General features: G+C 38.1%; 8 protein-coding genes and 1 pseudogene. 4 read left to right on the top strand and 5 right to left on the bottom strand.

Annotated elements, in window-relative coordinates:
- Window positions 1–267 precede the first annotated feature (267 nt).
- On the top strand, window positions 268–3300 hold the full coding sequence (locus BW142_RS10820) for a TonB-dependent receptor (RefSeq protein WP_024598711.1): 3033 nt from the start codon (window positions 268–270) through the stop codon (window positions 3298–3300).
- Between the two features lie 520 nt (window positions 3301–3820).
- On the top strand, window positions 3821–6784 hold the full coding sequence (locus tag BW142_RS10825) for a TonB-dependent receptor (RefSeq protein WP_076924853.1): 2964 nt from the start codon (window positions 3821–3823) through the stop codon (window positions 6782–6784).
- Window positions 6785–7156: 372 nt separating this feature from the next.
- On the opposite strand, the gene BW142_RS10830 is transcribed toward BW142_RS10825, so the two are convergent.
- The 4 genes and pseudogenes from BW142_RS10830 to BW142_RS10845 all read right to left on the bottom strand — a co-directional run.
- Window positions 7157–9067: an aminotransferase class V-fold PLP-dependent enzyme gene (locus tag BW142_RS10830; protein ID WP_076924854.1), complete on the bottom strand. Its 1911-nt coding sequence runs from the start codon at window positions 9065–9067 to the stop codon at window positions 7157–7159.
- 294 nt (window positions 9068–9361) lie between these two features.
- Window positions 9362–10051: a GGDEF domain-containing protein gene (locus tag BW142_RS10835; protein WP_024591501.1), complete on the bottom strand. Its 690-nt coding sequence runs from the start codon at window positions 10049–10051 to the stop codon at window positions 9362–9364.
- Window positions 10023–10586, bottom strand: a complete 564-nt coding sequence (locus BW142_RS10840; protein ID WP_154903405.1) for a hypothetical protein — start codon at window positions 10584–10586, stop codon at window positions 10023–10025. The genes BW142_RS10835 and BW142_RS10840 overlap by 29 nt, the downstream gene beginning before the upstream one ends.
- Window positions 10561–10809: pseudogene (locus tag BW142_RS10845) on the bottom strand (endonuclease III); the annotation flags it as partial. The pseudogene BW142_RS10845 and the gene BW142_RS10840, both read right to left, overlap by 26 nt.
- Window positions 10810–10876: 67 nt before the next feature.
- Between BW142_RS10845 and BW142_RS10850 the strand changes: the two are divergent.
- Window positions 10877–12538 (top strand): recombinase family protein, encoded by a 1662-nt coding sequence (locus tag BW142_RS10850; RefSeq protein WP_002962286.1) that lies wholly within the window; start codon window positions 10877–10879, stop codon window positions 12536–12538.
- A 77-nt stretch (window positions 12539–12615) separates the two neighbouring features.
- On the opposite strand, the gene BW142_RS10855 is transcribed toward BW142_RS10850, so the two are convergent.
- A complete protein-coding gene (locus BW142_RS10855) occupies window positions 12616–12819 on the bottom strand; it encodes a hypothetical protein (RefSeq protein ID WP_002962287.1) in 204 nt (67 codons plus the stop codon).
- A 567-nt stretch (window positions 12820–13386) separates the two neighbouring features.
- Between BW142_RS10855 and BW142_RS10860 the strand changes: the two genes are divergently transcribed.
- Window positions 13387–13779 (top strand): hypothetical protein, encoded by a 393-nt coding sequence (locus BW142_RS10860; RefSeq protein WP_010558040.1) that lies wholly within the window; start codon window positions 13387–13389, stop codon window positions 13777–13779.
- Window positions 13780–13831 lie beyond the last annotated feature (52 nt).

Raw genomic sequence — 13831 nt, forward strand, 5'->3', positions numbered from 1 at the left:
ATACTTTTCACCACACTTTAATTTAGCCTACATAACTCATTTATGGACTAGTTTAGAGGTGTTTATATTCTAGTAAAAAACCTGCCTGACCTGCTGGTAATGCCGTTATGTAAAAATTGGTATACCTTATGGTAATATTAAAACGCTAAATTGGTTGATCATATGACTGCGTTTGAGTATATTAAAGTCAAAGGTCACATAAAATATACATAAGCATAACAAGCTAACACACTAAAATCACACAACAACAACCAGCGGAGAATTCAAATGTCGTTGAAGTCACGAGATAGCAATAATTCTACAACAGGGCAGTTTGCAATGCGCCCAGTTGCAAAATGGGTAAGAACAGCGGTCATCGCAGGTATGGCAAGTTCTTGCGTATTTACAGCAAGCGCACAAGAAGATCAGGGAAAAGCGACAGAAGTTGAAGAAGACGTTGAAATAATTAGTGTTACAGGTACTCGTAGAACAATACAGGACCAAATAGCAATTAAACGTGAAGCAACAACGGTAGTTGATGGCTTGTCATCAGAAGACATTGGTGATTTACCAGCACTGTCTATTGGTGAAGCACTTGAGTCAATTACAGGCGCTGCATCTCACCGTGAAAATGGTGGTGCAACTGAAATAACTATCCGTGGACTTGGTCCATTTTTAAGCGCAACACACATTAATGGTCGTGAAGCGACTAATGGTAGTGGTGACCGCTCAGTTAACTTTTCGCAGTTTCCTTCTGAACTTGTAAAAAAAGTAGCGATATATAAAACGCAAGATGCCTCAATGATTGAAGGTGGTGTTGCAGGTGTTATTGCACTTGAAACTATAACTCCACTTGATTTTGGCAAACAACGTGTATCTGCAGAGGTTAAATTAAACTACAACCCTGATGAAGGTAATGTAGATAACTCACTTCAAAGTGACGCTGGTTACCGTGGCACGTTTAGTTATGTTGACCAGTTTGAATTTGATAACGGCCAAGCCGTTGGTGTGTCTTTTGGTGTACAGCGCCAAGATATTAGCCAACCAGAAGCTGAATACAGAAGCTCTAGCCCATCAGGTTCTTCATTATGGGCCTGTTTAAACGATCCAAATAATACTAATGAAGGTTTTTACCGTAGCAGCGCAGGCGACTGTGAAGACCAAGTTAGTGGCAGTAGCAACCAAGGTTACGATACAGAAATTGATCCTGAAACGGGCAAAGCAGTAAGTGATGGTACTCCGTATGCTTGGACTGGTAGTAGCCGAAGCTACCGTCAAAACGAGACATCAGATGAGCGTGATGCAATGTTTTTTGCACTGCAATACCAACCTTCAGCTGATTGGGATGTTAACTTTGATGCGCAAATTTCAGATAGAACACAACAAGAAGCACGCCACGATTTAATCTTTTTACAAAAACGTGCCACACCAGGTGTAACAGGTCCAACACTTGTTACTAACGATGTAGGCGGTATTTTGCACTGGGAAGGTGAAGAGCGCATTGAATCAGCGGGTGAGCAATTTTCTCGTGAAGAAAACTACCAAGGTTACGGCATAAATATAGAACATACAGTTACTGATAGATTAACTGTTGACCTAGATTTAGCATATTCAAAAACTGAACGTGAAGAACTTCAAATATCTAACCGTGGTAGAACATCAGGTCGTAATTTCTTTTCTTGGGATATGGGTGATGAGATCCCTCATTTCACACTGACAGATTTTGATGTAACAGATATTTCAAACTTTACAGATAGCCTAAGAACGCGACTTGACCGTGAAAATGTTCGTGAAAACGAAGTTATCTCAGCGCGATTAGATTTTGACTATGCGCTAGATGGTAACGTTTTCACCAGTGTACAAGGTGGTATTAGAACATCTGAAATGACGTTCCTACAGTATGGTGGTAGCCAAGGTAACGGTTCAAGAAACGAATTTACACTAGACTCTGGTACAGAAGCGCTTGACGTATTACAAGGTTGTCAAATCGACTTTCCAGAATCAGGCTTTTTATCGAGTGTATCTGATGGCGATATTGTAACCAATGTTGATAGTGACGGTAACGTTGTAGATAGCGGTACAGGTTCATCATGGGCTACATACGACAACGTATGTTTCTCACAAGCTGTAGCTGGTTCTAACGCTGATGGTGTGTTTGCTTACCCAGAAGTTGAATATGAAAATGCAGGTACAATTGATGTAACAGAAAAAACAACATCAGTGTACTTAATGGCTAATTACGATACAGAAATGTTTGGTAAATTCATTCGCGGTAACTTTGGTCTTCGTATTGTAGACACAGAAGTAACTTCGATTGGTTTTAGAAATAGCTTTGATGTTGTAACAAGTGATACCGGTGTACTTTCTCTGGTTGAATCTGATAATGGTTCATTGGATAAAATAAAAAGCGGTGGTGACTACACTAAGTATTTACCAAGTTTTAACCTAGTTATTGATTACAGTGAAGATATTTTATTTCGAGCTGGTATATACCGTGGTATGTCACGCGCAGATCCATCTGATTTAGGTTACAGCCGTACATTCCAAGAAGATACAGAAGGTACAGCAACTTCAATTAGCGATTTATTAGTGGGTGTAAATGGTTCTGGTAACCCAGATACTCAACCGCTTATGTCGTGGAACTACGATGCGGCATTTGAATGGTACCCTAACGAAGATTCAATCTTAGCGTTAAGCTTATACTACAAACAGTTCAACGGTGGTTTTCAACAACAAACAGTAATTGAAGATTTTACTGTTGCCGGTGAAACTGTTTCATTACCAATTACTAATTCTGTTACATCAGACGAGGACAGTGAAATATTAGGTCTTGAAGCTTCATTTTCTTACCGCTGGGATAATGGCATCGGTATGAAATTTGGTTACAACTATGCAGACACTGATTTTGAGTTCCAAGATAGCTTGTACGGCGATACGTTTGAGACTGACGTAGATGGTAATACTACACAATTAACTGATGGTATTATTGAGTCGGCTTCAGTACCTGGTTTCTCAAAGCATGTATTTAGCAGCCAGCTTTACTACCAAATAGGTGGATTTGATACTGCCGTTATTTACAAATATCGTAGTGAGTATTTCCAACCATATACTACAAATGGTACTCGACTTCGTTATGTTGATGGCGTAGGTGTGTGGGAAATGCGCGCATCATACAAAATTGATGAGCACTTTAGAGTTAAAGCTGAAGCAATTAACTTGTTCAGTGCTCCTAAATCACAAGATTTCTTTGTTGAAGGTAACCTAGGTGAAGTGAATGACTACGGCCCACGTTTATTCTTAGGCTTAAGCTACAAGCTATAATAGTTAAACACTTAATCATATTAAAAAGGCGGTTTTACCGCCTTTTTTGATCCTCAAATTCTTCAATTTTATATTTTCGATAGCGTTAGCTAACAGTACTCAAAAAACTCACTCCAGAATTACGCTACTTGACTAAAACAATTAAATTGGTTAACCAATATTGCTGTTTGTTCAGTACGCCGAACATCATCGGTTTTTCCTGCCTAAATTATTTCATTTTTAAAACGATAACTCTTCTAACCCTTGTTATTAATAGACCTATTTCTAATGAAACTTAAAAACCATAAATAACATTAACTTAAAATGTAAGTTTTGCTATTAGCTTGAAGGTTAGATAGGTTTTTCTATTTTGGTAATAACATATTGCATAATATTTGATCTAAATTAATTACCAAAAGGTTGACCTTTTTATAGTTGAGTGTAAATATAAAGTTAAGGTTTTGTAATAATTAAGGGCTTTTAATAAAAACAATAAAGTAGCTGGTTAAACATAGCATTTCACACACACAGGAAAAAAACTATGAGTCACAAGTTATCTAAAATTACACTGGCAGTTATATCGGCAACTGCACTTGGTATGTCTTTGTCTACACAGGCGCAAGAAGCTCCAAAAAAAGCTGCAGATGATCTTGAGGTTATCGAGGTTTCAGGTATTCGACAATCGCTTACAAATGCGCTTGCACAAAAGCGTTCAGCAGACAGCCTTGTTGAAATTATTGAGGCTGTAGATATTGGTAAGCTACCAGATCAAAACCTCGCAGAAGTACTTGAAAACGTAACAGGGATTCAAATTACTCGTGAAGCAGGGGTAGGTACGGGCGTTCAAATTCGTGGTACCAATGCTAATCGTACAGAAGTGAACGGCGTATCAACAGTTGGCTCAGGTTCTGGACGAAGTGGTATTAGTTTTGAAGATGTATCAGCAGCAATTATCTCTGGTGTAGAAGTAATTAAGTCCCCTGAAGCAAAAACAATCGAAGGCTCTGTGGGCGCAACAATAAACTTGAAAACAATTCGCCCGTTACAGTTAAATGAAACTCTAGGCTCAATTAGAGTTCAAGGTGAAGATAGTAGCTTATCAACAGACGGTGTCACTCCTCGAGTTTCTGGTGCCTGGGGGGATAACTGGGAGCTTGATTCGGGCGGTAAGTTTGGTGTTGTATTTAGTGGTAGTTACAGTGAGCAAGACGTAACCGCATTTCGTCCTCGCGCTGATAGAGATAATTCGGTAGCCGCTGATAGTGGTGCAGCAAGTGCACAATCATTTGATTTCCTACCAGTACAGTTTTTAATTCAAGATTATGATAATTACGAATACGAGACAAAAAACTTCGCAGGTACATTTGAATATGCGCCAAACGATAATATGAAATTCTTTTTTGATGCAGTTGTTAACGATCAAGAGCGCCGCCAAGAAAGCTCTAGAGTACAAGCATCTGGCCTAAGTGATCTTAGAAATGTATCAATACCGAGTGAGTTTGAAACAGTTAATTTTGGTTCGCTTGACGGACAGAACCTAGGCAGCATTCAAGCGGCTGTAAGAGGCGTTATTCCGGTTGAAGACGGTGGTGGCGATCCTAACTTGCGTTTTTCTAGCGATACTAATTCACGCATCACAAAGAGCAAAATATTTAGAATAGGAGGGGAATGGCAAGGCGATAGATTATTTGCAAGTGTTGAAGCCTCAACCTCGCGTTCTGATTCAACTACACCAAGCTTTAATACAACGCTTAATTTTATAAATCCAAATGTTGCTACTAATTCGTCAAATGAAAACGGGACTCCTTTTGAGTATGATCTTACAGGTGATGCACTTACGTTTGGGATTGCGACGGGTGAGGCAAACGCGCCAACAATGGCTCAATTACTTGACCCTGCAAATGTTGTTCTACGTGACGTAAACCAAGGGCAAGATGAGTCAGAAAATACAGAAGATGCGTTTCGTACAGATTTTACATATTACTTAGATGATGTAATAACGTCAGTCGATTTCGGTTACCGCTACAGTAAAACGAGTAGTGTGTCGGATCAAGTTCGTTCTAACGTTGGTTTAAGAAATATGGCTGATAGCCCAACGGGTGATTTATTTGCACAATTATTAACAGCGGGCCCAGATAACTTTAACGATGGTGATGGGCGAGCACTCTATATTCGTGATTTCTTACTTATAAACCCAGAGCTTGCATCCTCTGATCCACAAGCAGTTTTAGCAGCGCTTAACCAAGCGATTGAAGCTAATAATGCAATAACAGGTTCTGATCGTGGTCCAATAAGTTCACCAACGTCTCAAGTAAATGCGTTTTTTGATATTGAAGAAGAAACACATGCCTTATATGCACAAGCAAATTTTGAGTATGGCATGTTTCGCGGTAACTTTGGCCTGCGTTATTTAGAGACTGAAGTTACATCGCTAGGTAACTCTGTTACTCAAGATGGAAGTGGCAACGAACTGGTTACTCAGCTAACGTCAAAAGGTGATTACGATTTCTTTTTACCACGATTTAATTTAGCCGCGAATGTAAGTGAAGATGTGATTGTTCGTTTAGGTTGGTCTAAAGATATTAGACGCCCAGATTTTGATGACCTATCTACATCTGTTACGTTTGGCACCAGCCCTAATAGTGCCGTTTCAATTGGTAACTCAGGCTTAGCGCCAGAAGAAGTAACCTCTTTCGATATATCCACTGATTGGTATTTTGCACCCGCTGCTTTGTTAAGTGTGGGGTACTTTCATAAAACACGTAGCGATTTGCACGTTACACAGCAAGTTGACCCATTTGAAGACCCAAGCACAGGCTTTCGCGATACAAATGGTCCAGAATGTGAAGGCGGCGGCATATTTAATCCAATTGCAGACATAAACGTATTTGGTCCAGATGCTGGCGTAGGGTTATGTGTACCAACACAAACTACTATTAATGATTCTGGTGAAACAACACAGCAAGGTATTGAGCTTGCGGCTCAATACGACTTATCAAATTTTGAAAAAGAACTAGGATGGGCATCAGGTTTTGGTGTGGTTGCTAACTATACCTATCAAGAATTTTCTGGTGGCGAATCATTTGACACCGCAACGAGTCGTGCAAATGCTGTTTTTGCATTAACAACTGGTAACCCTGATGCAGACATAAGTGCTAAGCAATCACTCATTGATCTGTCAGAAAACGCATATAACATCACATTCTACTATGAGAAATACGGTCTATCTGCTCGAGCGCGTTATACGTGGCGCGAAGGGTACCGTTCAACTGATTTTGGTAGCACCTCGAGCTTCCCATGGGGTTTCCCTGTTGTACAAGAAGATAGAGGGCAGCTTAATGCCAGCATAAGTTATGATGTGAACGATCAGCTAAATATCGGTATTGAAGCCGTTAACTTAACTGAATCAGAAGTTAGCCAGTCTTGTGTTAACGAAGGTGCTTTACTTTGTTTCCAAGGTATTACAGACCGCCGTATTACATTTGGCGCAAGCTATAGATTTTAAAAGCTATAGTTAAATCGAGTCTATAAGTGTGTGTATTTAAAGACGGTAAAAGCAAGCCACCTGGCTTGCTTTTTTTTAACTAAAACTAGTTAATATTTATAAGAATGATTTATTCCACTTTGTATTTTACTTCTAAATACTGTTACAGCGGCAATGTCTTGCGACACTGCCGGCAGTAATTATACCAACCTGCATAAATCTTTGATCAATTTAACGAATTAAATTGCACTATAACGTCGTTAAAAATTTTTTATTTAGAACAACTAGATACAAAAATTTTTGCCTAGTTCTAGCGTAATTTTCTTAACGTTAAATAGACCCCGTATATAAGCAGATTGGTATTATTATCGAGATAGTATTAAACCAATACCTTTATTTTTTAACCTTACCCTTAAGAACATAAATTTCACCATCAAAACTGCCTTGAATCGTCAGCCCTTGGCTTGCCAACTCTTGCAAATATTCAACATGATCATCAGTAATATGCTGGCCTGGGACTAAAAGCGGAATGCCCGGTGGGTATGGAGTAACTAAACCTGCACAAATGCGGTTGCTACTTTTGCTAATAGGCACAGATTCGCGGTCGCCATAAAAAGCATCGCTTGGAATACATGCCAAGTCTATGGCTGGTAAGTTTTCAGGTAAGCGAGCTCTGCGCGTCGATTTCGACAATTTTACTTTACCGCTATCTAGTTTTTTCAATGCATTGTACAAACGAATTATCTTCGAACGCGTGCCACCAAGCGTGAGTAAAACCAAGATGGTGCTGTGTGTGTATTTTTCTATCTCCAGCCCAATTTCATCCAGTAGATATTTATGAATATCTTTTAATGAGTAAGGTAGCTCACTAATATCAATAAGGATTTTTAATGGATCGTGACCCATGTTATCACCACTAAAATGCGGGAATATTTCCATAAAGTCTTGCTTAGCTAATACTTTAATTTGCTTAAGCGAGGCCATCTGTTGTTTAAACTCTTCAACATGATTTAGCAGCGCATTGAGCAGCTTATAACCTTCCATCTCTAATTGCTTTTGGCACACGTCAAGCGATGCAATAAGCTGATATTTAGGCGATGTACTAGCGTAGATACTATAAATCTCTCGAAAGAAATCAGCATCAAAATCGGGGTCGTTAATATGAATATAAGACGCTTGAGAAAACGCCGATACTACTTTATGCGCCGAATGTGTGATGTAGTCAGCCCCAGCATGTATTGCAGAATAATGACGAAAGCTAGGATGAAACAAAGAGTATGCAAACCAGGCTTCATCTATAAACACCTTGATACCATATTGATGAGCATAATCTACGACTTGTTTCAGGTCGCTAAGTAGGCCATCGTAGGTACAACCGGTAAGCACTAGTAATTTAGCATCAGTATTGTTTTCAATTGCTAACTTGATGTCGGCCAACGACGGTGGCGCGAAAATACCATATTTTGGATTTAAGATACTCGCCAAATAAATGGGGTAGCTAGCTGATTGCAAGATGCCATAGTGTACTGATTTATGGCAATTACGGTCGACAATTACTTTATCTCCCTTGCGCAGGAGTGTCTGCAAAATGATTTTATTTGAGGTAGATGAACCATTTGTAACAAAGTAGGTGTGCTTAACTTCAAACGTCGCCGCCGCTGATTCTTGAGCGCGACCAATGGTATTAGTGCTGTCTGACAATGAACCTAGCGAGTCTACCGAAACCGACAGGTCGCCAACAAATACATTGCGGCCGTAAAACTGATAAAAATCTTTGATGTAAGGTGAGTTTCTAAAGCTAGAACCCCCACTATGACCCGGTGTATGCCAAGAGTCGTTTGCTTCACCAACGTAACGACGATATGCCGTCCAAAATGGTGTTTCAGAGCGGTCGTCAAAATCGTTAATCATATAACCTAAAATAGCTTCTGGGTCAGAAATTACTTCATCTTTAAAAAAGAATGATTCGATTTCTTCTGATTCGTTTACGATCTCCAGCCCTTTTGTGTCGTCGCCAATAACATAAACCGGCAATTCAAGGCGAATTGCCTTTAACTCTTCAATAAAGCGGCTATACATCCGCTCACCCACTTTGTTGTGCATATCCCAGCTTAGAACCACGGCTTGAATATCACCATCTTCCTCTACACATTCCAGCGCGTGCTTCAGCTCGAGGCACTCAATAATATCGATATGAATATCGTCTCGCTCAAAGTTAGGAATGGTCTTTGACAGATTCGTTGAAAGCCCTTGTAAAGTGGCTGGGTCTTGCTCAATTATCAAGATACGAAGTAGAGGTAGCATAGAGGGTTTCACAATAAAATTTTATAATGCTCACTAGCATAACCAAAGGAGTGAGACTTGTGAAATTAATACTTTGATAATGTTCTATTAATAGTCACATTCTGCGGGTTATCTAAATTAAATTACAAAAATATTGCTAGGCCTTGGGTTAAAAATACGACTCAATTTATTGTTAGTGAGCGTTTAGTTAATGCGGCGCAATTTATTAATAATATAGAATCGACTGGCAGCTAAACGATTAGCTATCTTATCACTAGAGTTCGAATAGAAGTGTGCTAGCCAAGGTTTAACCTGTTAGTTATCAAATACGATAACTTGATTTTTACCAGCACTTTTAGCTTGATATAACAGTTTATCTGCGTTTTCATATAATTTTTCAAACTTACAGTGTTTTGTATCGCCTTTATCTACACCAGCACTAATTGTAACTCTTTGTAATTCAGGTGATATATCAGTTAAATTAAGACTCGCAATTGCCTCTACAAGCCGTTGTGAAATCATTTTTACAATTTCAACATCATGGCTAGGAAAGAAAACTACAAACTCTTCTCCGCCATATCGCCCTACAATATCTTTCTCTCTAGTTTGAAATTTTAGAGCATGGGCTACTCTTTGAAGGACTTTGTCACCAGCATTATGTCCAAATTGATCATTGATGAGTTTAAAGTTATCTATATCTGCAATTAGTAAAAAGCCGCTTTGTTTATCTAAGCGTGAAACTTGTTCATGGAAGCCTCTCCTATTTAATACTTTTGTCAAAGGGTCGATTAACGATTCATTAGTGATGGTTATATTTAGTCGTTTTAATCTTTTAATATGTCGAAATGAGAAAAGTAAAATTAGAATGAAAAGGCTAAGATTAATGAACAGAATTATATTTAACCTAATATGATCAGCCGCTTTGTTTTGCCAATCTATTTCGCTTGGAAATGCAAAGCTACTGAATAAAGAAAGGCTAATTAGTGCTAAATTTAAAATATACATTTTTTGATAAAGTAGAAACACAAATTAGGCAACTTATAAATGAATGTAATAATAGACCTTGAATACCAATACTTAAATAGGGCCCAATCATCTTTGCATCAGATACATCTAGCAAAACACCCCATGAAACAACCAGGTATAAAAATCCAATTAAGAGTAGAGATAAAGATATCGTTTCAGGCTTCAACTTAGTTACATACGTTGAAAATAAAATTATAAGAAGTAATGAGCTTATAGAAGATAAAACAGTCATCGGCTCAAACCAAAAACTTGGGGCCTCAATAAAAGAATGATTTTCATTAGCTTCCCAAAACTCAGGAAAGGTCAAAACCTGTAAAAGATCGACATTTGAAAATATGATCAAAAGTTCTTCAAATGTTACTCCCGCAACAGACTCGTTAAAAGCAATAAAGGTGATAAAGCCATTTGAAAGCCAGATACAGAAGGCTGAAGTAATTGCTAAAAGCAAATTGTATAATTGAGTTTTACCACTATAGCTTTTCAACTCGTTATTCCGTTTTTTCTTTAAACTCACACAAGTCTTCAATAATACAGCTGCCACACTTTGGTTTACGTGCTACGCAGGTGTAACGTCCGTGCAGTATCAGCCAATGATGCACGTCTACTTTAAATTCTTTTGGTACAACCTTTTCAAGCTTTTGTTCTACAGCTACAACATCTTTACCCATGGCAAGCTTTGTACGGTTAGATACACGAAATATGTGTGTATCTACGGCTATTACAGGCCAGCAAAAGGATAATAATAGTAGATACTTATATTGTATTGATTTACACTGTATATAACAACAGAGGTGAATCAAAAACATGAATAAGCATACTACTTTAAAACCATTACTCTATAGTTATATACGCTTTTCTACAATCGAACAGGCTAAGGGGCAGTCTTTAAATCGGCAGCTTAGTTTTGCTAAAGAGGTTGCTAAGGAAAAAGGGCTTGAGCTTGATGACTCATTATCAATGCGTGATATGGGGTTAAGTGCGTTTCATAAAACCAATATTACCCGGGGCGCTTTGGGTATATTTTTAGCGGCGGTAGAGCAGGGTAAGGTACCGGCGGGTTCTATTTTAGTGCTTGAAAGTTTGGACCGCATTTCTCGTGCTGCGCCGCTTGAAAGTCAGGGCATTATTGCACAAATTATTAATGCTGATATTACGGTGATCACGGCGGCTGACCGTAAAGAGTATAATAAAGAAACCATTAAAAAGAATCCGATGGATTTGGTTTATATTATCCTGGTGTTGATACGGGCCAATGAGGAAAGTGAAACTAAATCTCTGCGGGTTCGTTCTGCGTTGACTAAGCAATGTGATGATTGGTTAGCCGGCAAACGTGGTTTTAGGGTTAAGTGTGGTAAGCCGCCTAGCTGGGTAGTGTGGAATGATGATAAAAAGTTATTCGACTTCGATCCGCACAATAAAGCTATTATGCTGCGTAAGCTTGAATTATTTAAAAAAGGGCACGGCGGTATAAAAATAGCTGAGCTTATTAATGCAGAGTTTGGTGCGGGTACTGTTCACCACACTGGGGCTAATGTTTATAAAGAGGTAAAGCGCCGTTCGTTAATTGGTGAGCTGAATGTAAAAGTAGGCGATGCTGATTACGTTCTTGAAGGTTATTACCCGCCATTAATGAGTAAAGTTGAGTTTGATTTTTTAGTCGCAGATTCATCTAAACGAGGTGCTACGAAACACACACAAAAGTTTGTGGGGATTTTATCGGGCGTTGGTGTATTTAAATGTGGTTGTTGTGGTAAATCGGTCGGTTCGCATGTTGTTTATCGTAAAAAGTGTATTGATGAAGTAAAAAGTAGCCATAAGCGCTATGGTTGTGTTGAAGCTAGGCGCAATAATAACTGTACAATGAGTTCTACAGTGCAAATTGAAATGGTTGAAAGTGCTGTTGTTAAGTTTTGCCAGGATAAAGTAAACCTGCAACGTATATTGCTAGGGGGCAGCGACCGCGAATTAATTAATACTGAAGAATCAGCACTGGTTGCGCAGCTTGAAAAAATTAATGACGATATAAACTCACTTACAGAAACGCTTTTAATACTTGAGGGCACGCCACCACAGGCGATAGCTAATAAAATATCAGCCCTTGAAACACAAGCGCGTGACATTCAAACCCAAATAGATACCAGTAAAAACAAGCTTGCTAAAATTGACCACTCTTTTCGTGATGAAGTAACAGACCGCTGGTTATCGCTTACTAAAAACCTTGTAAAACTTTCCAATGACGAACGTTTAGCTATTCGCCAGCTAGTTAAAGATACTTTTAAAAGCATCAGTTTACAGCTAAATACATTTAGCGGCGATAAAGGTGGCCTCAATAATGTTTTTGAGCACCTATTAGGTGCCTCAAATGCTGACTACTTTGAGCTTTTACTGGAATTTCATAATGATAAGAAGCGTTTGTTGCGTCTGCATAAACATACTGGTGAGCTAGTTAGTGGTTATGACTTTTGACGTAATTACGAAGTGGCCTGACGCAAGTTTACCCTTGCAACAGGCCATATTCAATATTATTTAGTTGAAGGGCTTAGTTATTTAGGTTCTTTAAAATAATTAGGATCAATACTTGTAAACCTGGCACAAAAGGTTTTAATAATATGATCTAGCATTGCTTCAAAGACCATTAACTCAACAACCATACCTGACTGAATAATCTTACCTTTATTGGTTATTATCGCTAGCGCATATCCTTTTTGCATTTGCAGTCCATTATTATTAGAAGAAATAATTTGCATAGAAACCTTTAAGTTATTAATAAAAGAATTGGTTAGCTTGAAGGCTTAATTAATCAAACTAACAGTACTATGATAACTATTTTCAAAATTTTTCAAAATTTAGGGATGTTTTGGATATTTTTCTGAATCCCTCCGCTAAATGGGGAGTTAGATTGCATCTTGATTAAAATTCAGAGAAAAACACAAAAAATTTTTTAGATAAATAGAGAATTAAGTAATGTGTTTTGTATATTTATCAGGAAATTATTGAAGTTGGTTTATTAATTGTTCAATACTTATTACTGATAGGTAGGCTCAAGTTACTCTTCACGCTGAATTGTCTAAGCACTTAAAATATAGGTTTACTTTCTGGACTTTTTAATAACCACGACTAAAACTATTGTTAATACGGTCGCAGGTAATAACCAAATATATTCCGCCATATTATTCATCCTCAAGGTTGTACAGTGATATTCCAACATTAATGATTTTTATTATTTTTGCAAATTAAACCAACAAAACGCAATTCTTCACTTTTACCCATTGCATGGCCCTAGTTAATTTCAGGACAATTAACGAGGACAAATCATGAAAAATATTAAATCTCAATTTATTCGCCAATACGTTCGAGCCAGTAGATCTCCGTGGGATGACTGCTCTACAATTTTATTGTTAGCAGATGTAGTTAATGAACAAACATTAGAGTTAAATTTCAATAATTACATCTATTTACATAGAGATAGCGTTGGAAAAATACTTGGCATTAGTATTTCAAATAGTATGTTGGAAAAAAATCCAAGTTTTGAGAATAGGTATTTAGAAGGGCACGACATGACGCTTTTTTTACTTATCTACATAGAGCAAATAACACAGTTTTGTGAGCTGTTCTCTGAAGAGTTCCAGCAAATATTTATGCAAACGCCAACTACATTTTTTGCAGCAACAGAAAGTGATTGGGTCGATATTATCGACAATGCATAACCCCCTAAGCGAACATTTGTTCGCTTTTTTAAAAATATTTTTCGTAAACCGT

The organism is Pseudoalteromonas sp. EB27 (genome assembly GCF_001974875.1).
In the GTDB taxonomy this organism is placed as follows: Bacteria; Pseudomonadota; Gammaproteobacteria; order Enterobacterales; family Alteromonadaceae; genus Pseudoalteromonas.

Coding starts and splice junctions, on each gene's coding strand:
- BW142_RS10855 (WP_002962287.1), bottom strand. CDS start 12,819: ATGCAAATTATTTCTTCTAATAATAATGGACTGCAAATGCAAAAAGGA.
- BW142_RS10850 (WP_002962286.1), top strand. CDS start 10,877: ATGAATAAGCATACTACTTTAAAACCATTACTCTATAGTTATATACGC.
- BW142_RS10835 (WP_024591501.1), bottom strand. CDS start 10,051: ATGTATATTTTAAATTTAGCACTAATTAGCCTTTCTTTATTCAGTAGC.
- BW142_RS10820 (WP_024598711.1), top strand. CDS start 268: ATGTCGTTGAAGTCACGAGATAGCAATAATTCTACAACAGGGCAGTTT.
- BW142_RS10860 (WP_010558040.1), top strand. CDS start 13,387: ATGAAAAATATTAAATCTCAATTTATTCGCCAATACGTTCGAGCCAGT.
- BW142_RS10825 (WP_076924853.1), top strand. CDS start 3,821: ATGAGTCACAAGTTATCTAAAATTACACTGGCAGTTATATCGGCAACT.
- BW142_RS10830 (WP_076924854.1), bottom strand. CDS start 9,067: ATGCTACCTCTACTTCGTATCTTGATAATTGAGCAAGACCCAGCCACT.